24 protein-coding genes are annotated in these 25,445 nt (G+C 44.3%); 21 read left to right on the forward strand and 3 right to left on the reverse strand.

Features of this window, described 5'->3' with window-relative positions; genetic code table 11:
- Window positions 1-100: 100 nt before the first annotated feature.
- The 9 genes from safA to JOC78_RS17625 all read left to right on the forward strand — a co-directional run bounded on the left by safA (window position 101) and on the right by JOC78_RS17625 (window position 10,079).
- Window positions 101-1,594 (forward strand): SafA/ExsA family spore coat assembly protein, encoded by a 1,494-nt coding sequence (safA, locus tag JOC78_RS09380; protein WP_204554493.1) that lies wholly within the window; start codon window positions 101-103, stop codon window positions 1,592-1,594.
- Window positions 1,584-2,546, forward strand: coding sequence for an aminoglycoside phosphotransferase family protein (locus JOC78_RS09385; protein ID WP_204554494.1), 963 nt, complete (start codon window positions 1,584-1,586; stop codon window positions 2,544-2,546). The genes safA and JOC78_RS09385 overlap by 11 nt, the downstream gene beginning before the upstream one ends.
- Before the next feature lie 111 nt (window positions 2,547-2,657).
- A complete protein-coding gene (locus JOC78_RS09390; protein WP_204554496.1) occupies window positions 2,658-3,356 on the forward strand; it encodes a YhcN/YlaJ family sporulation lipoprotein in 699 nt (232 codons plus the stop codon).
- 271 nt (window positions 3,357-3,627) lie between these two features.
- Window positions 3,628-5,307, forward strand: coding sequence for a thiamine pyrophosphate-dependent enzyme (locus tag JOC78_RS09395; protein ID WP_239587093.1), 1,680 nt, complete (start codon window positions 3,628-3,630; stop codon window positions 5,305-5,307).
- Between the two features lie 48 nt (window positions 5,308-5,355).
- Entirely contained in the window at window positions 5,356-6,858 is a 1,503-nt protein-coding gene (locus JOC78_RS09400) for an aldehyde dehydrogenase family protein (protein WP_204554498.1), read from the forward strand.
- A 114-nt stretch (window positions 6,859-6,972) separates the two neighbouring features.
- Entirely contained in the window at window positions 6,973-8,145 is a 1,173-nt protein-coding gene (locus JOC78_RS09405; RefSeq protein ID WP_204554501.1) for a saccharopine dehydrogenase family protein, read from the forward strand.
- 108 nt (window positions 8,146-8,253) lie between these two features.
- Window positions 8,254-8,562 carry a PadR family transcriptional regulator gene (locus JOC78_RS09410; protein WP_204554503.1) on the forward strand — a complete coding sequence of 103 codons (309 nt, stop codon included), beginning with the start codon at window positions 8,254-8,256 and terminating at the stop codon, window positions 8,560-8,562.
- An 11-nt stretch (window positions 8,563-8,573) separates the two neighbouring features.
- Window positions 8,574-9,755 (forward strand): chromate transporter, encoded by a 1,182-nt coding sequence (locus tag JOC78_RS09415; protein ID WP_204554505.1) that lies wholly within the window; start codon window positions 8,574-8,576, stop codon window positions 9,753-9,755.
- 60 nt (window positions 9,756-9,815) lie between these two features.
- Window positions 9,816-10,079 carry a BofC N-terminal domain-containing protein gene (locus JOC78_RS17625; RefSeq protein ID WP_338023193.1) on the forward strand — a complete coding sequence of 88 codons (264 nt, stop codon included), beginning with the start codon at window positions 9,816-9,818 and terminating at the stop codon, window positions 10,077-10,079.
- A gap of 195 nt (window positions 10,080-10,274) precedes the next feature.
- Here the strand turns inward: JOC78_RS17625 and JOC78_RS09425 are convergent, their stop codons facing one another.
- On the reverse strand, window positions 10,275-11,465 hold the full coding sequence (locus JOC78_RS09425) for an MFS transporter (RefSeq protein ID WP_204554509.1): 1,191 nt from the start codon (window positions 11,463-11,465) through the stop codon (window positions 10,275-10,277).
- 215 nt (window positions 11,466-11,680) lie between these two features.
- Between JOC78_RS09425 and JOC78_RS09430 the strand changes: the two genes are divergently transcribed.
- The 9 genes from JOC78_RS09430 (at window position 11,681) to yajC (ending at window position 19,753) form a co-directional block, all read left to right on the forward strand.
- Window positions 11,681-12,433, forward strand: a complete 753-nt coding sequence (locus JOC78_RS09430; RefSeq protein WP_204554511.1) for a DeoR/GlpR family DNA-binding transcription regulator — start codon at window positions 11,681-11,683, stop codon at window positions 12,431-12,433.
- Window positions 12,430-13,353: a 1-phosphofructokinase gene (pfkB, locus tag JOC78_RS09435; RefSeq protein WP_204554513.1), complete on the forward strand. Its 924-nt coding sequence runs from the start codon at window positions 12,430-12,432 to the stop codon at window positions 13,351-13,353. Before JOC78_RS09430 ends, pfkB begins: the two co-directional genes overlap by 4 nt.
- Window positions 13,354-13,355: 2 nt before the next feature.
- The gene (locus tag JOC78_RS09440; protein WP_204554515.1) at window positions 13,356-15,224 is read left to right on the forward strand and encodes a PTS fructose transporter subunit IIABC; all 1,869 of its coding nucleotides are present in this window, start codon (window positions 13,356-13,358) and stop codon (window positions 15,222-15,224) included.
- Window positions 15,225-15,380: 156 nt separating this feature from the next.
- A complete protein-coding gene (gene ruvA, locus JOC78_RS09445) occupies window positions 15,381-15,992 on the forward strand; it encodes a Holliday junction branch migration protein RuvA (RefSeq protein WP_204554517.1) in 612 nt (203 codons plus the stop codon).
- Between the two features lie 21 nt (window positions 15,993-16,013).
- Entirely contained in the window at window positions 16,014-17,015 is a 1,002-nt protein-coding gene (gene ruvB / locus JOC78_RS09450) for a Holliday junction branch migration DNA helicase RuvB (RefSeq protein ID WP_204554532.1), read from the forward strand.
- The gene (locus JOC78_RS09455) at window positions 17,012-17,218 is read left to right on the forward strand and encodes a DUF2905 domain-containing protein (protein WP_204554534.1); all 207 of its coding nucleotides are present in this window, start codon (window positions 17,012-17,014) and stop codon (window positions 17,216-17,218) included. Before ruvB ends, JOC78_RS09455 begins: the two co-directional genes overlap by 4 nt.
- A gap of 24 nt (window positions 17,219-17,242) precedes the next feature.
- Window positions 17,243-18,271 (forward strand): tRNA preQ1(34) S-adenosylmethionine ribosyltransferase-isomerase QueA, encoded by a 1,029-nt coding sequence (queA, locus tag JOC78_RS09460; protein ID WP_204554537.1) that lies wholly within the window; start codon window positions 17,243-17,245, stop codon window positions 18,269-18,271.
- Window positions 18,272-18,319: 48 nt separating this feature from the next.
- Window positions 18,320-19,459, forward strand: a complete 1,140-nt coding sequence (gene tgt, locus JOC78_RS09465) for a tRNA guanosine(34) transglycosylase Tgt (RefSeq protein WP_204554539.1) — start codon at window positions 18,320-18,322, stop codon at window positions 19,457-19,459.
- A 33-nt stretch (window positions 19,460-19,492) separates the two neighbouring features.
- Window positions 19,493-19,753, forward strand: coding sequence for a preprotein translocase subunit YajC (gene yajC / locus JOC78_RS09470; RefSeq protein ID WP_204554541.1), 261 nt, complete (start codon window positions 19,493-19,495; stop codon window positions 19,751-19,753).
- Window positions 19,754-19,800: 47 nt separating this feature from the next.
- On the opposite strand, the gene JOC78_RS09475 is transcribed toward yajC, so the two are convergent.
- Window positions 19,801-20,178 carry a TIGR04086 family membrane protein gene (locus JOC78_RS09475; RefSeq protein ID WP_204554543.1) on the reverse strand — a complete coding sequence of 126 codons (378 nt, stop codon included), beginning with the start codon at window positions 20,176-20,178 and terminating at the stop codon, window positions 19,801-19,803.
- Between the two features lie 96 nt (window positions 20,179-20,274).
- Between JOC78_RS09475 and JOC78_RS09480 the strand changes: the two genes are divergently transcribed.
- Window positions 20,275-20,916: a DUF421 domain-containing protein gene (locus tag JOC78_RS09480; protein WP_204554545.1), complete on the forward strand. Its 642-nt coding sequence runs from the start codon at window positions 20,275-20,277 to the stop codon at window positions 20,914-20,916.
- An 11-nt stretch (window positions 20,917-20,927) separates the two neighbouring features.
- Here the strand turns inward: JOC78_RS09480 and spoVB are convergent, their stop codons facing one another.
- Entirely contained in the window at window positions 20,928-22,469 is a 1,542-nt protein-coding gene (gene spoVB, locus JOC78_RS09485; protein WP_204554547.1) for a stage V sporulation protein B, read from the reverse strand.
- A 157-nt stretch (window positions 22,470-22,626) separates the two neighbouring features.
- Between spoVB and JOC78_RS09490 the strand changes: the two genes are divergently transcribed.
- Window positions 22,627-22,935, forward strand: a complete 309-nt coding sequence (locus tag JOC78_RS09490; RefSeq protein ID WP_204554549.1) for a post-transcriptional regulator — start codon at window positions 22,627-22,629, stop codon at window positions 22,933-22,935.
- A gap of 132 nt (window positions 22,936-23,067) precedes the next feature.
- Window positions 23,068-25,332, forward strand: a complete 2,265-nt coding sequence (gene secDF, locus JOC78_RS09495; RefSeq protein WP_204554551.1) for a protein translocase subunit SecDF — start codon at window positions 23,068-23,070, stop codon at window positions 25,330-25,332.
- The last annotated feature ends 113 nt before the right edge of the window (window positions 25,333-25,445 follow it).

The following is a 25,445-nucleotide window of genomic DNA, read 5'->3' on the forward strand; positions in this document are numbered from 1 at the left end:
CATATTTCACTTTCTTAAAACATAAATTTCTTTGTAAGTATAATAGCAAATCCGCATCAAACACATACACTGTATAGACTGATGCCTAAGGAGGGAGAAGATGAAGATCCATATTGTTCAAAAAGGAGATACCCTTTGGACGATTGCTAAAAAATACGGAGTGAACTTTGAAGATTTGAAGAAAATGAATGCGCAGCTGTCCAATCCGGATCTTATCATGCCAGGAATGAAAATTACGGTTCCAACGAAGGCTGGAGGGGCAAAAAAAGAAACGGTAAAAAATGCTATTCCCGTCAAGGAGCAGAAGAAAGAGATGCCAGCTGCCAAAGATGAGCACCCATTTACAAATCAAAAGCCTTCTGTATTTCCAGTAATTGAAGAAGAGTCACCGTCTATGGAAGCACCGCCGCCAGCACAGGCACCGGCGTTTACGATGCCCCCTGTACCGCAAATGATCCCGGAGTTTGAAATGAATCAATATTTTCAATTCAACATGGATCAAGTACAAAAGACGGTGCAGCCATCTCCGCCTAAAGAAAAAGAGAAAGTCAAACCAATTGCTAAAGAGAAGCCAATGCCTAAAAAAGAGCAGCCTAAAATGCCTGAAAAGCCAGCTAATCTGTTTCCGGGTTTGACAGAGAAAGAAAAAGTAAAAGAAGAGCCGGTGAAAATGGAAAGTCCAGCGGCACCGCCACCACCACCGCCACAGCCAAAGGCGCCAGCGCCAAAAGCACAGCCGGTTATGCCAAAAATTATGTATGTACCTATACAACAAGGAGGATGTACTCAAGAAATGAATCCATATATGTATATGAGTCCAATGCATCACCATCCATGTGGATGCGGTCCGAAAATGCCAATGCCTCATCATCCATGCGGGTGCGGATCACCAATGCCACATCAGCCATGGCAAATGCCGATGGGAATGCCGCAGCAAATGATGCCGCAACAAATGCCGATGGGAATGCCGCATCAGATGATGCAGCAGCCAATGCCGATGGGAATGCCACAGCAAATGATGCAGCAGCAAATGCCAATGGGAATGCCACATCAGATGATGCAGCAGCAAATGCCAGGAGTGGCTGGAGCGCAGATGATGGAGTCGCCTGAATACAATATGCCAATGATGGATGGGCAGGATATGATGTCCGATGATCAAATGGTTCAAGGTGCGATGATGCCGCAAGCAGGAATGCCACAAGGGATGATGATGCCACAAGGATTCCCGCAGCAAGACCAATGTGTTCCGGTTACGCCAATTATGCCGGGTGCGGGCTTTGGTTTCGGCGGCATGCCAGGTCAAATGATGCAGCAGCCAATGCCAGGAATGGGGTTTGAGATGGAATCGCCAGAGGATGACCAAGTGATGGGGAGTTATTTCCCGCAAGGAGGCTTTGGCGACTGGTCTGGCCAGCAGCAGATGATGCCGCAACAAATGATGCAGCAGCCAATGCAACAGCAGATGATGCCACAACAAATGATGCAGCCGCACATGATGCCAGCACAGATGATGCAGCAGCAAATGATGAATCCATATCAAATGGGACAAATGCCAGGCTGTCAAGGACCTGGCTGGCGAGAAGATGAAGAATAATTTCAATCCAGGAGACGTGCTTTCTTATCGTCTCCTCTTTTCTTTGCAGCAAGCAATAGGAACGCCGGTGAAGTTTGTTATTGAAATTAAACAGGGAAAATGGATGCTGCAAACTGAAGAAGGCCGCTGGTTTTTAAAGAAATATTCATCGGAACAGCAAGTAAAGAAACAAATCAATTTAGTGTCCGCTTTACTCAAAAGCGGCTTTATACACGTCTTGCCCTTTCATCCATCTTCTCCGATTAAAGATGGGAATGATTATTATGCCCTTATGCCGTTTGTTCATTCCAGTCCGCATACTTTTAGCTTCCTGACTTTAGAAGAACGAAAAGAAGCACTAAATCTCCTGCATCTTTTTCATCAGCGAACCCATGCATTTCCCCAGCAGGAAAAAGATCAATTTCCGGAATATAAACAACTGGCACGCTGGCAGCATCGCTTTCAATACTTTCAGCGTTCTCTGTCTAATTTATCATCCTTCTTCCCGGCACAATTATTAGCTCGCTATGAAGAAATGGGGCAATACAGTTTGAAGAAGTTGCTGTCAATAGAACAAGAGCATTCAACTACAGCCATTATTCATGGCGATGTGGCTTCACATAATTTCTTTAGAAGCAAAGATCAGAAGCTATATTTAATCGACTTTGATCTGGCTGCAAAAGCTCCTGCTATGTATGATTATATGCAATGGATCAACCGAGTGCTTCCGCTTGTGGACTGGGAGCTTGACGAAATTTGGGGACACCCGGCTTTATCTGATTATCAGTTTAATGATGATTTTCTAAAGCATTTATTGTTTCCGACGGATATTTATCGTGAATGCAAGCGCTTCTTGCTTTCGGATGGGAAGGAAAAGCAGCATCTGCTGAAACAAATTTATCCGTTACTTGTGGAGCAATACCCTTATAGAGAAGCGTTTTTCATCAAGTTAGCCACAGATTTGGAGAAATAAAGGAAAAGTGCCAGCAGTTTTTGGACCGGATGCAGAATAGACAGTTATTTCATCCCACACACTAAGATTGGGCAAATAATCAGCCTAATTTGGTGGGGTGGGGGTGCAAGAATGCGAAAAACCATGAAAACGATATGTATCCTTCCATTTCTTGCGGTATGCTTGCAAGGATGCGGAACAATGAACCAAGGGGGATACGGTCAAGAAAATAATGGATATGAACCGGGTGGTTTTTATTCGAATGCTGGGCATGGAGATAAAAATGACAACTTGGATGGTCCTGTAACTGAATGGTATGACCATTCGCTTGGAGCAGAAAAGGTCAATCTCCGCCGGGAAAAAGATGAATATCTTCATCAGGGCAAAGATGGAACGCCAAAGAACCCATCCGTTCCGCTAGCGAAAGAAGACCGAAACTTTTTTGAGCGCGATAATGAACACAAAAAAGCGGACAATAATTATCATGGTAATTTAAAGTTAAATCCAGCCAAAGTCAAAAGTTCGTATTACACTAATTACAACGGAAAGCTAGTGGAAAAAATTTTATCACGTGCAGCCAGAGTCAACCAGGTGAAGGATGTCCGGACATTTGTTAATGGTGATGAAGTGAACATCGCTGTTCTGCTAAAAGATTCGGCTAATGAAAAAGAAAGCGTTCGTCAAGTTAGAGAAGCGGTAGCTCCTTTAACCAAAGGACGTAAAGTGACGATTGCCACAGATATGGGGACGTTCAGCACGCTCAGGAGCCTAGACAACGACCTTCGTGACGGAGGACCGATTGACTTGCCGGGAGCGACATATAGCCGTTAATGGATGAGGCCTGCATTGGATGCGGGCTTCTTTCATTATGATTAGACTTATTAACAATTATCATGCTAAATGTCAGCTTTTGAACATAAAGATATAGTGTGGGGTGTAAAGCAATAGACGGAATTATTTTTAGAATATTGAAAATATTAATCGGCTAAATTATACTTAAATTAACACATGTTTTATGAATGAACTGAAATTTGACTGTCTGTTTTACGTAAATAAAAGGTCTAAAAAAATCTCTAAAATTGGCCGAAGCGAGGGGAGCTTGATGGAGGAACAGCTGAAAAAACAGCCGGCTGTGAAGATCATGTCAAGTGCGGTTGCGATTGTTTCATGTTTGAAGCTAGAAGGAGTGACAAAAGTATTTTGTGTTCCTGGTGAAAGCTATCTGCCGCTCATGGATGCGATCTATGAAGAAGAGACGATGCAGCTGGTTTCAGCCAGGCATGAAGGCGGAGCGGCTTTTATGGCCGAAGGATTCGCTAAAGCAACATCGATACCAGGTGTCGTGCTGGCTACAAGGGGAGTCGGGGCTGCCAATGTAGCGATTGGCGTTCATACAGCTTATCAAGATTCCACACCTATGGTTGTTTTTTTAGGGCAGGTTCATCGTCAATTTCGTGGACGTGAAGGATTCCAGGAAGTCGACCTTGAACAGTTTTTTGGACCAATTGCGAAATGGACCGTGGAGATAAGAGATGCTGAACGAGTGCCGGAACTGGTGCAGCGCGCTTTTCGGATGGCCAGAACAGGGAGGCCAGGCCCGGTGGTTATTTCTCTTCCTGAAGATGTACTGAAACAGACGGCGGAAATGAGGTTTTCGCCTCGGAGTCAAAAACCTGCCCCTGCACCATCTAGGGATGAAGTGAAACAAATTGAATCTATTCTCAAAAAAGCTAAACGACCGTTAATTATTGCCGGAGGCGGCGTGAAGTCAGCTAACGCAGAGCATGAATTGAAAGCGTTTTCAGAAAAATACTCACTGTCTGTCATTGCGGCGTTCAGAAGGCATGACGTGTTTCCGAACCATCATCCTCTCTATGTGGGGCATCTAGGTCTCGGCACAAACAAAGAAGTCATTCAAACTGTACAAGAAGCGGATGTCATTTTGGCCATTGGCACGAGGCTCTCAGAAGTCACAACCCAAGATTACAGTTTGCCGACGAAAGATCAAATATTGATTCATGTAGAAATTGAACCATCAGTATTAGGAAAATCAGCCGTCCCGGATGTTGGTATCATTGCTGACGCGAAACAAGCGCTTCTTGCCTGTATGGCAATCGAAAGTGATGCCCGCTGGATTAGCTGGACGGCCAAACGGCGCAAGGTTTATGAAAGGACTTCATCCTTGCTATCAGCAAAACACGAGGAGAAGCTGACGAACGAGTGTGTGATGATGCTGCTGCAAGAGGTGCTGCCTGAAAATGCGATTCTGACCAATGATGCAGGGAATTTCGCTGGGTGGCTGCACACATATTATCAGTTCAAAGAGAAGAAGACCTATATCGGCCCGACTTCTGGAGCGATGGGCTATGGTTTGCCGGCGGCTATTGGAGCAAAATTTGCTTACCCTGACCTTGCTGTTGTCTCTTTATCTGGGGATGGCGGCATGATGATGACCGTTCAAGAACTAGAAACGGCCGTTAGGTACCAGGTGCCTGTGATCAGTCTAGTGTTTAATAATCAGATGTATGGCACGATCCGGATGCATCAGGAAATTCACTACCCAAAAAGAGTGATCGGAACGGAATTAGGTCTTGTTTCGTTTGCTTCTCTTGCAAAAGCGATGGGAGCGAACGGTGTGAGAGTAACGAGTCAAAAGGAATTGATCTGTGAGCTTCAATCTGCTTTAAGAAGCGATTGTCCGACCGTTATTGAAATCATGACGGACAGGGAAGACATTTCAGTCTCTAACACAATTGAAGAGTTGAGGCAGAAAATACCTTGAGGATGGTCGATGAACGCAAAAAATAACAGTGCAGGAGGAGAGGAAAATATGGCTAAAGCAGTAGTGAGTGGAGCGAAAGTAGTAAATTATATTGATGGTAGCTGGGTCAGTTCCCAATCGGAACAATTTACTTCCATTATCAATCCTGCTGACGGAACGATCCTTGGGGATGTATTGCTTTCTAAAAAGGAGGATGTCGACCTAGCTGTTGAAGCCGCGAAAAGAGCGCAGGAACAATGGCGGCTAGTTCCGGCCCCGCAGCGGGCAGAAGTGCTGTATCGCGTCGGGGCAATTATGAAGGAAAGAAAAGAAGAGTTGGCTCAAATATTGACGTCTGAAATGGGAAAAGTCATTGATGAAGCCCGGGGAGAAGTACAAGAAGGGATCGACATGGCTTTTTATATGGCAGGTGAGGGCAGACGATTGTTTGGAGACACGACACCGTCTGAATTAAAAAACAAGTTTGCCATGAGTATACGCGCGCCTATCGGGATAGTTGGGATCATCACTCCGTGGAATTTTCCGATCGCCATTGCGACGTGGAAGTCGTTTCCGGCAATCGTCGCTGGGAATGCAGTCATTTGGAAGCCAGCCACTGAGACACCGCTGATGGCGATGGAGCTAGTTAAGATTTTTGAAGAAGCCGGGCTTCCAAAAGGCGTGATGAATTTAGTAGTAGGTGAAGGATCTGCTGTCGGAACAGCTATGGTCGAACATCCAGACATCCAGGTCATCTCCTTTACGGGCTCCAATGAAGTCGGAAGGAGAATTGCTGAAAGCTGCGGTAGGCTATTAAAAAGGGTGTCTCTCGAGATGGGTGGGAAAAATGCCGTGATTGTCATGGATGACGCCGATCTGGATTTAGCAGTAGAAGGCATTCTTTGGAGTGCATTTGGCACGAGCGGACAAAGGTGCACAGCTTGCAGCCGGGTCATTGTTCATGAAGAAGTTAAACAGGAATTGGAAGAAAAGCTGCTTGCGGAAATGAAGAAGCTGACACTTGGCAATGGGTTAGATCCGAAAGTGAAGGTAGGGCCCGTTATTAATGCAGCTAGCCTTGAGCGAATACACGAATATGTTCAGATAGGAAAGAAAGAAGGAGCCACGCTTCTTGCAGGTGGAATGATAAAGAATGAAGAAGAACTCGCATCAGGCCATTATTATGCGCCGACTCTCTTTACGAATGTTGATCCTGGAATGAGAATTGCTCAAGAAGAAATCTTTGGTCCTGTGACTTCCATTATCCCAGTCAAAAGTTTTGAAGAAGCGATCAAGGTCAATAACGGGGTCGTCTATGGATTATCAAGCTCCATTTATACAAGAGACGTCAATAAAGTATTTGCTGCCCAAAGAGATCTAGACACTGGCATCGTGTATGTGAATGCCGGGACGACAGGTGCTGAGATCCACTTGCCATTTGGCGGGTCGAAAGGAACAGGAAATGGCCATCGTGATTCAGGTGTTGCCGCGCTTGATGTCTTTACCGAATGGAAAAGTGTGTACATTGATTTTAGCGGGAAATTGCAAAGGGCTCAAATAGATATGGAGTAAGGGAGGGCGGATAGGCATTGAGGACTCTTCAAGGCTTATCCGCCAGCTGTTCCAAAGCAGGAAGGGTTATATAAATGCTTTCAAAAATAGGACGCGTAAGGGGGAGGAAGAGTCATGAAGGTTGCAGTCCTCGGGGCAGGGTTGATGGGAAAAGAAGCCGCTAGGGATTTAGTGGGCAGCAAAGGCGTTCAACAAGTCACGCTGGCCGATGTCAATTTGGCAGCAGCTGAGCAAGTATGCCGGCAGTTAGACTCGAAGAAATTGAAAGCTTGTTTTCTGGATGCCTCCAATAAAGAACAGCTGGCCTATCTGATGAGGCAGCACGATGTTGTCATTAACGCTCTTTTTTATTCATTTAATGAAATCGTCGCGAAAACAGCGATTGAAGCTGGTGTCAGTTCACTGGACCTTGGAGGCCATATTGGTCATATGACAGACAAGGTGCTTGCGCTGCATCAACAAGCGAAGCAAGCTGGTGTCACTATTATTCCTGACCTCGGTGTTGCGCCGGGAATGATTAATATTTTATCAGGGTACGGGGCAAGCAAGCTTGATCGCATCGAATCGCTTAAGCTGTATGTTGGGGGAATTCCGCTGCGTCCGGAGCCGCCTTTAGCCTATAATCACGTCTTCTCCATGGAAGGTGTGTTCGATCATTACACGGATCCTTCCTTCATTATTCGTAATGGCATTAAACAAACCATTCCATCTTTATCAGAAGTTGAACCCATCTATTTCGAAAAGTTTGGTCCACTCGAAGCCTTTCATACCGCTGGCGGAACGTCTACTCTATCACTAACTTACCCTCACCTCACCACTCTTGAATATAAAACCATTCGTTACCCAGGCCATGCCGAAAAGTTTAAATTGCTTGTTGATTTAAATTTAACCCGCAATGATTATGAAGTAGAAATAAAAGGACAAAAGATCAAACCGCGAGACGTTTTACTGAAAGCGTTGGCCCCTATTGTTGACTTGAAAGATAAAGAGGATGCGGTGTTATTGAGAGTGATCGTTGAAGGCCAAAAGAATGGCCAGACAAAAACATATGAATATGAGATGTGCACATTTAAAAACCGTCTGACAAACGTAACGGCCATGGCCAGAGCAACAGCCAATACGATCTCTGTGGTCGCACAAATGATTGGAAATGGTACCCTCAAAAAGAAAGGGGTGTTTGCACCGGAACAAATTGTGCCGGGCAAGGAATATATCGAGGAAATGGCAAAGCGTGATGTTCATATCTTAGAAAAAACAGATTCGGCAGAGTCCAGAGTGAATGTTTAAAATGGAAATGCGATCCATGTGACTATTCCCCCTTTACAAAGAGGGGATTTTTTTGTTATTTTTTCATTATCGGTTTTCAATAACGATTTTCGATATTGGAGGGAAGATATGGAAGATAAGGTGCTCAGAAAGCTATTTTTAGGGTTTATCCAAATACATATTCTTCACCATGCGAAGGAGCATCCCGTGTATGGATTATGGATGCTTGAGGAGTTAAAGGAGCACGGATACTCTATGAGTGCCGGAACGCTCTATCCCATTTTTCATCAGATGGAGAAAGATGGCCTTCTTTTGATGGAGAAGAAAAAAGTGGACGGAAAGATCCGCAAATATTATCAAACGACTGAAAAAGGGAATCATGTGCTGCAAGAAGCAAGGGAAAAAGCATATGAATTATTTCGCGAAATCAAGGAATAAGGAGTGGAAGAATGAATCAACCAATGAGCAGGCTAAAGCTGCTGATGGAATTATTTATGGTGTCAACGAGACTTGGATTAAGCTCTTTTGGAGGTCCCATTGCTCATCTCGGATACTTTCACGAGGAATATATCCGCCGCAGAAAATGGATGGATGAAAAAAGCTACGCTGATTTAGTGGCGCTGTGCCAGTTTCTGCCGGGGCCAGCGAGTTCTCAGGTCGGTATCGGCATTGGTGTCATGCGTGCCGGCTGGATAGGAGGGATTGTTTCCTTTCTTGGATTTACCATGCCATCAGTGATTGCTTTAATCCTATTTGCTATTCTTTTGCAGGGGATTGATGTGAAAGACGCTGGCTGGATACACGGATTGAAAATCGTTGCAGTGGCAGTTGTCGCTCATGCAATAATGGGCATGGCTCAAAAGCTGACGCCAGATTTAACGAAAAAGGCGATTGCCCTCGCCGTGCTGGTGGCGATGCTGATATGGCCGTCCACTTGGGTTCAGGTCGGATTAATTCTTGCTGCGGCTATCTTTGGATTTATTTACTTTAAACAAGAAAAAAAGACTGAAGACTCGGCGCTGTCTGTGCAGCTGTCAAAACGATTTGCGGGAATTTGTTTGGCGCTGTTCTTCGGCCTTCTCATTGCTCTTCCCATTTTAAGAGAAGTGACAGCTTATGATTGGATTGCTTTATTTGACAGTTTCTATCGGTCGGGTTCATTAGTCTTCGGCGGCGGGCATGTAGTACTTCCGCTGCTTGAACAGGAATTTGTCCCGTCCGGCTGGATTACGAAAGAAGATTTCTTGGCAGGATATGGAGCCACGCAGGCTGTACCGGGACCATTGTTTACATTTGCCGCTTATTTAGGAGCAGTGATGGGCGGATGGACAGGCGGATTGCTGGCGACAGCCGCTATTTTCCTGCCGGCCTTTCTATTGATCTTGGGCACGCTGCCGTTTTGGGACTCTCTGCGTCGCAATCCAACGTTTAATGGAGCGTTGCAGGGAGTGAACGCCGCGGTTGTCGGTATTCTGATCGCTGCATTCTACACGCCGATTTGGGAGAGTTCTATCGGCTCACCGAAGGACTTTGCGTTTGGAGCAGTTCTGTTTAGTATGTTAGTATTCTGGAAGCTTCCTCCTTGGGTGATTGTGCTGACTGGAGCAGCTGGAGGTTTCTTGCTGCTGTAGTATGAAAGATTAGCTTCATCTCCTTTTGGATAAGATGGGAATAAAAAGGGGATGAGATGTGTGATTCGCTCCTGTATGCTGATCATGCTACTATTTGGACTTTCAGCCTGTTCATTTGATTCGAATGAGCGGGCAGTGGGTGAAGAGTTGACAGATCAGCCTCACTCCACAAAAGTTGTTTTGCGTGAATGGAATCCGAGCGGCGAAAAGGCAGAAACAGTCCGTTATGAAACCATTTGGGCGATGGAAGACTTTTGGGCCAAATATAAAGACTGGCAGTTGGTAGACATGAATGAACACTATATGATTTTTGAGAAAAAATGAAACGAGAAAAAGCTGTTCAGCGCTGAACAGCTTTTTTCTTGATGGGAAAACATCTCCATTTATCGGATATCAGCAACTTTCGCACACATATCGGCAACTTTTAAAATTTATCAGCAACTTCCGCTGGTTTATCAGCAACTTTACAAAATTATCAGCGACTTCCGCTAGTTTATCAGCAACTTCCCTAATAGTGGCTTAATTCTTTGAAAAATCATAAACAGGCTCGTCACTTGCTTCTTTCTGTTCTCTAAACGACAGAAAGGCCGCAAATAACAGAAGCAATAAAACACTGATGATAAAAAAGAAACTGATACCAGTAAAAAACTCAATAAATAATCCCCCGAAATAAGGACCTGCTAAACTTCCGATGCTAAACGCAATTCCGCACAGGAGATTGCCTGTAGGCAGGAGGTTCTTCGGCAAGAGATCCGTCATAAAGCTGATCCCTAAAGAAAAGGTGGACCCGACTGACATGCCGGCGATAAATAAGCATACGGTTAGGGCCAAGACCGATGTTTCAAGGAAGCTTGCAGCACCAAACGACAAGCCCCCAATCAATAAAATAGACGTAAGAATTTTCCTTCTCCCATATCTGTCACTCAGAATGCCAAGTGGCAGCTGCGAAATAATTCCTCCGACCGCAAATGAAGTGAGCAATAAAGAAACATTTACAACATCGAGCCCAATCCTTAGCCCGTAAACAGGAAAACTGCCATTTAAAGATGATTCTAAAAACCCGTAGCCTAGCGGCGGGAGAAAAGCTATCCAACCGTATTTCCAGGCACTGCGAAACCGTTTCGCTGTTTCTTTCATCGAATGGATCTCAATCGATTGCTCAGGGAAATCGTTTTTCAGTAAGAATAAAAATCCCCAGCAGATGAGACACAAAACAGAAGAGACGAAGAAAGGCAGTGTTTCATGAATGTTGACTAAAGGAGCCATTAGCGGTCCCGCTGCAAAACCTACCCCAAAAAACAATCCGTAAAGTGAAATATTTCTCCCGCGCCGATGTTCTGGTGACGCTGTGGTGATCCATGTCTGGGTGCCGAAATGCAGGGCGTGATCGCCAATTCCAATCAAAAGTCTTAATGCAAACCAAAACCAAAATGATTTCCATAAAGGAAACAAAGCTAAAGAGAGGATCACGAGCCCTCCCCCAAAGATAATCACGGGTTTGTAGCCATGTTTTCTAAGCGGAGCTTCCATAAACGGTGAAATTAATAAAATCCCTATATATAAGGCAGTGGCATTTAATCCATTTAAAGAGGAGGAGACGCCATCCTTTTCCAAAATAATTGCGATTAAAGGCAGCAGCATCCCCTGGCTGAACCCTGAAACGGCGACAATGCTGATTAATATGCCAAAACGAAATTTGTTTTTATCCATCGTTGATCCTCTATTCCTTTTTTGTTCGATTCTTTCATTAATAAATGGTAAGGGTTGAAAAGAGAAAAGTCTATTCTTTTCATAGAATAGCTTTCAGTTTGAGTGATTGAGATTGATTGTTTTTGATTGTTTATGAAAGAAAATGATTGAAATTGATGGTTTTATCCATTATGATGATAGTAAGAAATTTTTACTTTCTTGAGGAGATGAAGTCGATGCTCACAGAGGAAAGACATTTAATTATTTTGCAGCTGTTGAAAGAAAAAGAAATTGTCAAAATTCAAGAGATAGCTGAAGCGACTAATTCGTCTGAGTCAACGATCAGACGGGATTTAAGCCAGCTTGAATTAGAAAAAAAATTAAAACGAGTGCATGGCGGTGCTGCCTCTGTTTCTCAAAAGCGAAATGAGCTAAGTATGATGGAAAAATCGGCTCGGTTTTTAAATGAGAAAAAAAGAATTGCCAAATACGCGGCAAGTCTGATCCAAGATGGCGACTGCATTTATCTAGATGCAGGCACCACGACATTAGAGATTATTCCTTTTATAAAAGCAAATGATGTAACCGTTGTCACCAATGGATTAACAAATGTGGAATCATTATTATCACGGGGGATTCAGACTTATATGACAGGCGGAATGCTTAAGCCAAAAACGAAGGCGTTCATTGGCCGGGGCGCATGGCTTGGTCTCCAGCAATATAATTTCGACAAATGCTTCATAGGGGTCAACGGCATTCATTATGAATCTGGGCTGACAACGCCAGATCCGGAAGAAGCATTTATAAAGAAACAAGCGATTACGCAGTCTCAGGAAGTATTTATTGTGGCTGACAGCTCTAAATTTAATCAAAGCACGTTCGCATATATTGCGAGCTTAAAGTCAGGAACAATATTGACGGACGAGGTAGATTCGGAATTACTTACAGTCTATCAAGATCAAACAACAATAAAGGTAGTGAATCCATGATTTATACATGTACATTGAACCCTTCTGTTGACTATATCGTCAAAGTAGAAGATTTCCAGCTTGGCAGCTTAAACCGTTCTTCAGAAACGCACTTTTATGCGGGAGGCAAGGGGATCAATGTTTCGCGGGTTTTAAACCGGCTTGGCGTTGAGAATACGGCACTTGGCTTTGCAGGCGGCTTTACTGGAAGCTTTATCAAAGAGGCGCTGGATCAAGAAGGTGTTACACACGATTTCTCACCCATACAAAACGAGACACGAATCAATGTAAAAATGAAAACGGATGCAGAAACGGAAATCAATAGTGAGGGTCCAGCCATTACTGAGGGAGAAGCGGAACAGCTGGTGCAAAAAGTGGCTCAGTTACACGAGAATGATGTATTAATTCTAGCAGGCAGCATTCCTCCTTCTCTTCCGAAAGACTACTATGCCTCTTTAATGAAAACAGCGAAAGATAGAGGGTGCAAAGTAGTGCTCGACACAAGCGGCGAGGCGCTGAAAGAATTATTGCCTTACAAGCCTTTTGTGATTAAGCCTAATCATCATGAACTGGGAGAACTGTTTCAAACCGAAGTAACGACTGTAGAGAAAGCGGTTGAACTTGGAAAAAGGCTGGTTGCCGATGGGATTGAGCATGTGCTCGTTTCAATGGCAGGTGAAGGCGCTTTATATTTGAACGCTCAATCGGTTCTGCATGCTGTTCCTCCAAAAGGAAAAGTAAAAAACTCAGTGGGGGCAGGAGATTCGATGGTGGCGGGCTTTGTCAGTCAATTGGCCAAGAACGCACCGGTAGAGACAGCTTTTTTATTTAGTCTAGCTGCAGGAAGTGCCACGGCTTTTTTAGATGATTTATGCACGAAGGAAAAGGTAGAAGAGTTGCTTCAGGATGTGCAAGTGACGATCTTAGAACAGGGGGAATAAGCTTGAAAATTACTGATTTGTTGAAAAGAGACACGATGATTATTGATTTGCAGTCAACGGACAAAGAATCGGTTATTAATGAATTAGTCAGCAAATTGGCCAAGGCCGGGCGCTTGGATGATGAGCAAGCATATAAAGAAGCGATCTTGGCGAGAGAAGCCCAGAGCACAACGGGAATCGGCGAAGGAATTGCGATTCCACATGCCAAAACAGCTGCCGTAAAAGAGCCGGCTATAGCGTTCGGCCGTTCCAAAGCAGGTATTGATTATGAAGCGCTTGATGGTCAGCCAAGTCATTTGTTCTTTATGATCGCTGCCCCTGAAGGAGCGAACAATACCCATTTAGAAACGTTGTCCAGTCTATCCTCTTTTTTAATGAATCCTGATTTTCGCGCGAAATTGGATCAGGCAGAAAGCGAAGAAGAGATCCTCGCCGCTTTTGATGCAGAAGAAGGTGAAGAGGTGCAAGAGGAAGAGGCGGCGCCAGCAGGTAATCAGGCGAAAATTCTTGCTGTTACCGCCTGTCCAACCGGCATTGCTCATACGTATATGGCGGCAGATGCTTTGAAAGCGAAAGCGAAAGAAATGGATGTCAATCTTAAAGTGGAAACGAATGGTTCGAGCGGTGTGAAAAATGGACTGACAGCAGAGGATATAGCTGATGCGACCGCTATTATAGTCGCTGCGGATAAACAAGTCGATATGGAGCGGTTTAACGGCAAGCATGTGATTCAAGTGCCGGTGGCTCAAGGAATACGAAACCCTCAAAAATTAATCGAACAGGCCATGAAACAAGACGCGCCCATTTATAAGAGTGACCGATCAGCTGGCGGAGAAGATAAAGCAGCTCCAGCAGAACGAAGCGGGTTTTATAAGCATTTAATGAGCGGTGTATCGAATATGCTTCCATTCGTAGTGGGCGGCGGAATTCTTATTGCTCTATCTTTCATTTTCGGCATCGAAGCGCATAAGCCGGATGATCCTTCCTATCATCCATTAGCGAAAGTATTAATGGATATTGGCGGCGGAAATGCTTTCGCCTTAATGATTCCTGTTCTTGCTGGTTTTATTGCTATGAGTATTGCGGATCGTCCTGGTTTTGCACCGGGAATGGTCGGCGGGTTTATGGCGGCAAATGGCGGTGCTGGTTTTCTTGGCGGATTAATTGCCGGTTTCTTAGCCGGATATTTGGTGCTTGGATTGAAACGGGTGTTCAAAGGGCTGCCACAATCGCTCGATGGCATTAAACCGGTTCTGCTTTATCCGCTATTTGGTATTTTATTAACGGGACTAATTATGATTTACATCGTCATGGATCCAGTGAAAGCCTTAAACGAATGGCTGACGGGCGTGTTAGGAGAGATGGGCAAAGGAAACTTGGTGCTGCTTGGACTGATCCTTGGCGGAATGATGGCGATCGACATGGGCGGTCCGATCAATAAAGCAGCCTTTACATTCGGCATTGCTATGATTGATGCAGGAAATTTCGCACCGCATGCTGCTATTATGGCTGGGGGAATGGTGCCTCCTTTAGGGTTGGCGCTTGCGACTACGTTATTTAAGAAGAAATTTACTCAGCAAGAACGAGATGCGGGAAAGACGTGCTATGTCATGGGAGCCTCTTTTATAACAGAAGGAGCGATTCCATTTGCTGCAGCAGATCCGGGACGCGTGATTCCCTCTGTTGTAGCGGGGGCAGCGGTAGCCGGCGCGTTAACGATGATCTTTGGAATTGGACTTCCTGCTCCTCATGGCGGTTTGTTCGTTTTCCCGATTGTGAACGGCAATCCACTTCTATACTTTCTTGCTGTAGCTGTCGGTGCAATTGTAACCGCTGTTATGGTAGGCGTCTTAAAGAAGCCTGTGAAGTAAGATGAATGAAAGTCAAAAGGTCTTTGCGGTTTTCCGTGAAGACCTTTTTTATTTGGTTTGATGAGTCAGAAAAAAGTGCGCATTTGTATTTGTTTTCCCCACTCAGAAGGAATGGTATGATAAAATGGAGGTTAGTGTTTAAAGGAGAGAGAGCATTTGTATGAGTATATAAAAGGCAGTGTAGAATTTGTAGGTCCTGAGTATGTCGTGATTGAAAACGGCGGCATTGGCTATCAAATTCTGACGCCTAATCCATTTGTGTTTTCAAAAAGTGAAAAACAGGTCATTACTATATATGTGTATCAGCATGTGCGAGAAGACATACTGGCATTATACGGGTTCGCTTACATTGAAGAAAAGCGGATGTTTGAAAAGCTGATCTCTGTGTCAGGGATTGGACCAAAGGGGGCTTTAGCTGTTTTAGCGAGCGGGGAACCCCAGCAGGTGATCACCGCGATTGAGCAGGAAGATGAAGGGTTCCTTACGAAGTTTCCTGGTGTCGGGAAAAAGACGGCACGCCAAATGATTCTTGATTTAAAAGGCAAGCTGCAGGATGTCGTGCCTGAGTATTTCCCGAACCTATTTAATGCAGAGGAAAGTGAAAAGAAAGCGTCCGTCACTGCGGAGCTTGATGAAGCCTTGCTTGCACTAGAAGCACTTGGCTATTCGGCAAGGGAGATCAAAAAAATTACGAACAAGCTAAAAGAGGAAGAAATGACAACAGATCAATATATCCGTAAAGGCCTGCAGCTGTTGTTGAAAGGCTGATGTTAAGGGAGGGATCGTGCGATGGAAGACCGGCTTGTATCTGGAAGTGCAGAGATGGAAGAAGTCTACGAAGAGCAATCGCTGCGCCCGCAAACGCTCAAGCAATATATTGGGCAGGATAAAGTCAAACATAATCTCGAAATTTTTATTGAAGCGGCCAGGCAGCGTGAAGAAACGCTCGACCATGTGCTGTTATACGGTCCTCCGGGTCTGGGTAAAACCACTCTTGCCGCCGTCATTGCCAACGAAATGGGCGTGCAGCTGAGAACGACAGCCGGTCCCGCGATTGAACGGCCAGGAGACTTGGCAGCTGTACTGACGGCGCTTGAACCTGGGGATGTTCTGTTCATTGACGAAATTCACCGGCTGCCGCGTTCGATTGAAGAAGTGCTGTATCCGGCCATGGAGGATTATTGTCTCGATATCGTGATCGGCAAAGGCCCAAGTGCAAGGTCCGTCCGTTTAGACTTGCCGCCCTTTACGCTCATTGGCGCGACTACTAGAGCAGGCTCATTATCCGCCCCTCTTCGCGACCGTTTCGGCGTATTATCACGGCTTGAGTATTATAGTGAGGAACAGCTGAAGGAAGTCGTCATGCGAACAGCGGATATTTTCCAAACGGAAATTGCTCCTGAAGGCGCTGCAGAAATTGCCAGACGCTCAAGGGGAACACCGCGAATTGCCAACCGGCTGCTGAAGCGAGTCCGAGACTACGCTCAAGTTAGAGGTGACGGTATTATCACGCATGGTATAGCTGATGAAGCATTGGAACTTTTACAGGTCGACCGTATGGGACTGGATCATATTGATCATAAACTGCTGAAGGCGATCATTGAACGATTCCGCGGAGGTCCTGTCGGCATTGAAACGATTGCCGCAAGCATTGGGGAAGAGGCCGTTACGATTGAAGATGTGTATGAGCCTTATCTTTTGCAAATTGGGTTTTTACAGCGAACGCCAAGAGGCCGCATTGTCAGTGATCTAGTCTATCGGCATTTTCAGATGGAGGTGCCGACAGAATGAGCGGAATTGGCAAAACGCTGATGATGGTAGGTGTCATTATATTTGTCGTTGGACTCCTCATGCAATTTATCAAAATTGGCAAGCTCCCCGGGGATATCTATATTAAAAAAGGCAATACCTCGTTTTATTTTCCGATTATGACATCGATTCTTTTAAGCGTCGTGTTATCTTTGATCTTTTATCTAATCGGCAAATGGAAATAACATAGTGAAGTAAGGGTGAAGAAAGTGAAAGTAGAAGATTTTGATTTCGACCTGCCGGAAGAACTGATTGCACAGACTCCTTTAGAAGAACGTGCGACAAGCCGGCTAATGGTATTAAATAAAGAAAGCGGCAAAACTGCGCATTCCGTGTTCAAGAATATTACAGATTATCTTAAGCCTGGCGATTGTCTGGTGTTAAACGATACGCGCGTGCTCCCGGCAAGACTGTACGGTTTGAAAGCTGATACAGGCGCGAAAATTGAAGTGCTCTTGTTAAAACAGGAAGCGTCCGATCAATGGGAAACGCTCGTTAAACCGGCGAAAAGAATTAAGACCGGCAGTACGATTGAATTCGGGGACGGCCGCCTGAAAGCGGTTTGTGTCGGTGAAAAAGAACACGGTGGACGGATTCTTGAGTTTTCATATGACGGCATCTTTTATGAAGTGCTTGATGAACTGGGTGAAATGCCGCTGCCTCCTTATATTAAAGAACAGCTCGAAGAAAAAGACCGTTATCAAACGGTGTTCGCGAAAGAACGCGGTTCTGCTGCGGCTCCGACAGCGGGCCTTCACTTTACGGAAGAGCTGCTTGAAGAAATACGAGAAATGGGTGTGCATATTGCCTTCATTACCTTGCATGTAGGGCTCGGCACATTCCGTCCGGTTTCAGTTGACAGCATTGAAGAACATGATATGCACGCTGAATTTTATCAAGTGACTGAAGGCACCGCGCGTTTAATTAACGAAGTGAAAGAAAAAGGCGGACGCATCATTAGTGTCGGAACCACTTCCACGCGCACGCTTGAAACAGTTGCGCGAGATCATGGCGGGAAAATGGAAGCGGCGAGCGGCTGGACCGATATCTTTATTTATCCGGGGTTTACTTTCCAAGCGATTGATGGGATGATCACCAATTTCCATTTGCCGAAGTCGACATTGATTATGCTGATCAGTGCACTTGCCGGACAAGAAAATGTGCTGAAGGCATATAAGGAAGCTGTAGATGAACGCTACCGCTTTTTCAGCTTTGGCGACGCTATGTTCATCTATTAACACCGTTGCAGTAAAATTCAGCAAGAGAACAGGAAGGAGCTGCAGATTTTGTCAGCTATTAAATATGAATTAATTAAAACATGTAAACAAACCGGTGCTCGTTTGGGACGAGTTCACACACCACATGGAAGCTTTGAAACGCCAGTATTTATGCCGGTTGGAACATTAGCTACTGTCAAAACGATGTCACCTGAAGATGTAAAAGAAATGGGTGCGAACATTATTCTAAGCAACACGTATCATTTATGGCTGCGCCCAGGAAACGATATTATTAAGGAAGCGGGCGGACTTCATAAATTTATGAACTGGGACCGCGCGATTTTAACCGATTCCGGCGGATTCCAAGTATTCAGCTTAAGTGAATTCCGTAAAATTGAAGAAGAAGGCGTGCACTTCCGCAATCATTTGAACGGAGATAAACTGTTCTTGTCTCCTGAAAAAGCGATGGAGATTCAAAACGATCTAGGGTCTGATATTATGATGGCATTTGATGAATGTCCGCCATACCCTGCAGAATATGATTATATGAAGCGTTCTGTGGAACGGACTTCTCGCTGGGCGGAAAGATGCTTACAAGCGCATAAGCGTCCGGAAGACCAAGGATTATTCGGTATTGTGCAAGGCGGGGAATATGAAGATCTTCGCCGTCAAAGTGCGGCCGACCTAGTCTCGATGGATTTTCCTGGCTATGCGATCGGCGGACTGTCTGTCGGTGAGCCGAAAGATGTCATGAACCGTGTACTTGATTTCACGACTCCATACTTACCTTCTGATAAACCTCGTTACTTAATGGGTGTTGGTTCTCCAGATTCATTAATTGACGGGGCGATGAGAGGCGTCGATATGTTTGACTGTGTGCTTCCGACTCGTATTGCGAGAAACGGAACGCTGATGACAAGTGAAGGGCGCTTAGTCGTGAAGAATGCTAAGTTTGCGCGTGATTTTGGACCGCTCGATGAAAATTGTGACTGCTATACTTGCCGGAATTATTCCCGTGCTTATATTCGTCACTTGATTCGCACGAATGAGACGTTTGGAATTAGGCTTACAACTTACCATAACCTTCATTTTCTGATAAAATTAATGGAACAAGTAAGAGAAGCGATCCGAGAAGACCGCTTAGGCGATTTTAGAGAAGAATTCTTTGAGAAGTACGGCTTCAATCGTCCGGATGCGAAAAACTTCTAATTCCGGTTGCTTTAGAAAGGGGTGAAACAAACAATGCAATCAATTTTGATGTTAGTATTGATGTTTGCTTTATTTTATTTCCTGCTGATCCGTCCGCAGCAAAAGCGTCAGAAAGCTGTAATGGAAATGCAAAATAATCTGCAAAAAGGCGACAAGATCGTAACTATTGGCGGTCTTCATGGCTTTATCGATGCGATCGAAGAAGGATCTGTCGTGATTAAATGCGGAGATGGCAGCCGTCTTACATACGATCGTTCAGCGGTTCGTGAAGTAGTGGAAAAGTCAGCGTTTTAATTCGAAAAAGGAACAGCCGGTAACTGGCTGTTCCTTTTTTGATGGATTTATTGCTTGGTTCCTTTCGATAAATTCACGCCAAGCACGCCTCCCATCATCGCAGTGACGATGAAGCAAATGTGATAAACCATTTGTTCCCACTTAAACAAAGAATCATAACCGAGAAATTGGTACAGTATAAGGATCAGGCTATAAAGAATCCCCGTTAATCCTCCGGTAATCCAGCCTTTTCTTCCAGACTTGCTTCCGGCAATCGCCCCTCCAATAAACAGAGAGAGAAACGAAGCTAAAGTAATGGCCATAGAGAGAGAAGATTCATTAAAAGAGCTGAATTTTAAGATAAGGGAAAAAAGCAAGCTGCACATAAAGGCTAAAGTAAATACGGCCATTGTTCCATACATGACGCTGTTTGAGAAAGACTTCATTAAAATATCCTCCTTATTTTCCATTGTTTTTATTTCATGATTTTAAGATGCTGACTCATACTATATGTAAATCCCTTAACCATGAAAGGAGAAAAAATGGTTTATTGGACAATCGGATTTCGTGCGCTGTTTTTGTACATTGTCATTTTATTAGTATTCCGGCTGATGGGCCGAAGAGAGATCGGCGAGTTAAGTATTTTAGATTTAGTTGTATTCATTATGATCGGCGAAATGGCAGTTGTAGCCATAGAGCAGCCAGAGACCTCGCTCATGCAAGCTTTGTTTCCGATTCTTCTGTTAGTAGGGGTTCAGATTCTATTTGCCTATGCTTCATTAAAAAGTAAAAAGTTTCGTGAGATCATTGACGGCCGCCCCGAAATTATTATTAATAATGGCCAAATTGATGAACAGGCCATGAGAAGGCAGCGATATAACTTTCATGATTTGCTCCTGCAGCTACGAGAAAAAGACATTCGGCATATAGATGATGTAGAATTTGCCATTTTAGAAACATCTGGGAGCCTGTCGATCTTAAAGAAAGATAAGAAAGAAAAAGGTTCGTTTACGCTGCCGCTCATTATTGATGGCGACATTCAGTATGAGCATTTGAAAAAAATCCGCCAAACCGAAGAATGGCTGATGAGCAATTTAGCTGAGCGCGGCTACTTAGATCTCTCCGTTATTTCCTTTTGCAGCTTCCATAATGGCACTTTCTTTATTGACGAGAATAATCATTGAGAGTGAATGCTTTACTTTACTTTCACAAAAGGGAGCCTCGTCAGATCAGATTTAGTAATCAGACCAAACAGGATCGATAAAACAGAATAAATGATGGCTGTGATTCCTAGCCCTGCCACTAATGACTGAGCTGAATGCTGCCCGGACAAGAAAGATTGATTGATCCAATGGCTGCCCATAAGAGTTAAGAACAAGACAACTAAGAACTTTCCATACTGGCGCATATCGACCGTCATTGAAATTGTTTTAAAGACGACCGCTAGATGGAGCAGGGTAACGAGCAAGATTCCGCAAGCCATTCCGAGTGCGGCCCCGTAGATGCCAAACTGCTGCTGCGAAGCGAAAGCAAAGATAACCGCAAGCTTGACTGCCGCTCCAATCAAACTGTTAATCATGGCCGCATTGGCTAAATTCAGCGCCTGCAGGACAGCTTGAAGCGGTCCCTGATAATAATAAAATAAGAAAAACGGGGCCATCAGCTGGATAAAGCGGGCGCCATTTTCGGAGTTATACATAAAGTACATTAAAGGTTCCGCATATAAATAAAGAAGCAGTACGGCCAGTCCCCCTGTCACAAGGCAAAAGCGGAGTGCTTCCTGCACCCGATGTTCTAATGTTTGATAATGCTTTTTCGTATAGGCCTCACTGATCGCCGGAACGAGAGAAGTGGATAAGGCCAAAGTGACAAAGGAGGGCAAAAACATAACTGGTAAAGCATAGCCGGTTAAAATCCCGTATTCCTTTGTAGCAACCGCGGCGGTGATGCCTGCGATGGCCAGACTCTGTGTCACAACAATGGGTTCAAAAAACCATGACAGCGAACCCACCATTCGGCTCCCTGTGGATGGCAGGGCGACTTCCATTAATTCGCGAAAGGTTTCCTTCCCGGAATGGATGGATGTAAAAAACCGCCGGCGGATGCGAAATGTTTTACTGATCTTAAACATCATTAATAAATATACAAGCGAGGCTAATTCTCCTAAGGCAGTGGCAGCCATCGCTCCTGCTGCTGCATATTCTACCCCGTAAGGCAGAAATTTCTTGGCTAGTATATAAATAAGAAAGATCCTGACTAGCTGTTCAATAATTTGTGAGACAGCGGCGGGCTTCATATTTTGCCTGCCTTGGAAATACCCCCTTAACACAGAGGAAATCGCTATGACCGGAATGACGGGCGCAATCGCCACTAATGGATAATATGTGCGCGGATCGGTAAATAACACTTTTGATAAATAAGGAGCCATCCATATCAGGCAGGGAGTAAAGATAAGTGACAAGCCGCCGGTAATGGCAAGAGAAACGGCGAGTATTCTTTTCATCTTCGCTGTATCACCAGAAGCATCGGCTGCCGCTATACTCCTTGAAATGGCGACAGGCAATCCGAACTGCGTGATCGTGACAACTAAAATGAACGTTGGAAAAACCATCATAAATAGGCCGACGCCTTCTTCTCCTATGATCCTTGCTACAACCATCCGATTGACAAAGCCGAGGATTTTTGTAATAAATATGGCTGCCATTAATATCATTGTGCCTTTTAAAAACTTCGACATCTTTCCCCCTGCCTTCTCAAAAGTAATAATTTGCTTTACAATGATATATATGCCAGAAATGTGGGCAAGCATGACAGGTTAATCATTTCTTTTGCAGGTGAAGGTAAGAAGACTGCTGATTTAAAAGTAAATACAATAAAAAAGGGGATGGGGATTGATGGCGGGAAAACACCCTTACGAACAGTATTTTCATCAGCTGCTGCCGGCTTTAACGAGCAAGGTGGAAGAGTTCCGTTTATTGGAATACGGAACAATTGATATTGCGTCTTTGTGGGATTATTTGCTTAAGAAAAAATGGAAGAAGCCTGTTGAAGGAGTACATATGTACAGTTTGGTTTCTGATATTGTTTCAATGAAGCCTGGAGATTTTATGAATTATGCGACCATAGAAGCGTTTCGTTCACCTGATTGGCTGGAGGAAGTGAATCAAGAAGAACTGCAGGAATTGCTTTATCCGAAAAATTGACAGGTGTAATTTTCTGCTTCATAATAGTTTTGTTAAGGAATTCTGGTAGGCCTTTACCAGAATTTTTTTTGAAAAAAGAAGGAATTTATCATTTTTAGCAGGTCGGCTAGACCATAAGGAGGAACTTACATAATGGTAAAACGCAGCCGGATCGTAGCCTTTTTCCTGATTGTATTATTAATTGCAAGCGGCATTGGGCTTACGGCGAAGGACATTGTGAAAGATATAAAGCTTGGGCTCGATCTCCAAGGCGGGTTCGAAGTTTTATATGAAGTAAAGCCAGCAAAACCGGGGCAAAAGATCACGGAAGAATCAGTGAAAGACACTGCAGATGCGCTTGATAAACGGATCAACGTATTGGGTGTAAGCGAGCCAAGCATTCAAATTGAAGAAGGCAACCGCATACGCGTGCAGCTTGCTGGAGTAGAAGATCAAAGCCAAGCACGAGAGCTATTATCCACACAGGCTAATCTTTCATTCAGGGATGTCAATGATAAACTGATGATGGACGGATCTGATCTCGTTCAAGGAGGGGCTTCCCAGTCTTTCACCGAACAAGGTCAGCCGAATGTAGCAATCAAGCTGAAAGATAAACAGAAATTCAAAGAAGTAACTGAAAAGATTGTCAGCATGGCACCTAATAACCAGTTAGTCATCTGGCTTGATTTTGAAGAGGGAAAAGATTCCTTCCAAAAAGAGATTCAAAAGAAAGATCCTAAATTCTTATCGGCACCAAATGTAAGTGAAGTCTTCAATACGGATGAAGTAACCATTGAAGGAAACTTTAAAATCGAAGAAGCACAAAACCTGGCGTCACTGCTTAAAGCAGGAGCATTGCCGGTTAAATTGGATGAGATTTACTCTACATCCGTGGGTGCATCATTTGGTGAAAAAGCATTAGACAAAACGATTTTTGCCGGAATTGTCGGCATCGCGATTATCTTCTTGTTTATGCTGTTTTATTACCGTTTACCTGGTCTTATTGCAACGATTACCTTATCTATTTACATTTACTTGATTCTATTAATCTTTGATTTAATGAATGGTGTGCTGACGCTTCCTGGTATTGCCGCCCTTATTCTTGGGGTTGGGATGGCAGTGGACGCCAACATCATTACGTATGAACGGATTAAAGAAGAAATTAAAGTGGGCAGAACCATTCGCGCCGCTTTCCAGGCAGGAAATAAAAACTCATTTTTAACGATTCTAGATGCCAACGTTACGACGATTCTTGCTGGAGCTGTTTTGTTCTTCTTCGGGACAAGCTCAGTTAAAGGATTTGCGACGATGCTGATCATCAGTATCACCATGAGTTTTATCACAGCAATCTGGGGTTCACGTCTATTCTTAGGGCTATTTGTCCAAAGCGGCTGGCTGAAAGGCAAGCCAGGATTGTTTGGAGTGAACAAGAAAGAGATTAAAGATATTTCAGAAGGCTACGACACACTGGACTTGCCGACGAAATTTGATGGATTTGATTTTGTTAAGGTTCACCGCAAGTTTTTTGCCGCATCGATCATTGCCATTACGGCTGGATTGATCATATTAGCGGTCTTCCGATTAAACTTAGGCATTGACTTCTCAAGCGGTACGCGTGTGGAAATGATGTCCAAGCAGCCGCTGACAGAAGAGGCGGTTTCTAAAGATTTAGAGAAAGTAGGCTTGTCTACAGACGATATTGTGCTGTCAGGAGACAATAAAGATATGGGTGTTGCCCGCTTTAAAGAAGCATTGTCGAAAGATCAAATTGCCGATTTAAAAGCGCATTTTTCTAAGAAATATGGCAGTGAGCCAAGTGTAAGCACCGTATCACCGATTGTCGGAAAAGAACTGGCGAAAAACGCAATGAAAGCTTTGGCGATTGCATCGATAGGGATTATCCTCTATGTCACGCTGCGCTTTGAAGTCTATATGGCGCTTGCAGCCATTGTGGCCTTGCTGCACGATTCCTTCTTTATTATCGCGTTCTTCAGCCTGACGCGGTTAGAAGTAGATATCACTTTTATCGCCGCGGTATTGACCATTGTCGGTTATTCCATTAATGATACGATCGTTACCTTTGACCGTATCCGTGAAAACATGGCGAAGAAACGCAAAATTAAAATGCCAGAAGAACTGGATGAAGTCGTTAACCAGAGCTTACGCCAGACGATTACACGTTCGATTAATACCGTATTAACGGTTGTCATTGCTGTTGTGGCCTTGCTGCTGTTAGGCAGTGAATCCATTCGCAACTTCTCTGTGGCCCTATTAGTCGGGTTAATTGCGGGAACGTACTCTTCTGTTTTCATCGCGGCACAGCTATGGCTCGTGTGGAAGAAGAAAGAACTGAAGAAAAAAGGCTCTTTACTTACTCGAAAAGAGAAAAAAGAGTGGAGCGACGAACCGCAAGTGTAAGAAGGATAGACTTTAAATTAAACCGGATCAAATGCCCGTGTTGACATGGGCAATTTGATCCGGTTTTTTTGATTGAGTGAAAAGAAAGCGGCAGTGAATGTAAAGAAACAGGA

Origin of the sequence: Bacillus ectoiniformans, from assembly GCF_016908875.1 — a bacterium.
GTDB classification, from domain to species: Bacteria; Bacillota; Bacilli; order Bacillales; family Domibacillaceae; genus Bacillus_BX; species Bacillus_BX ectoiniformans.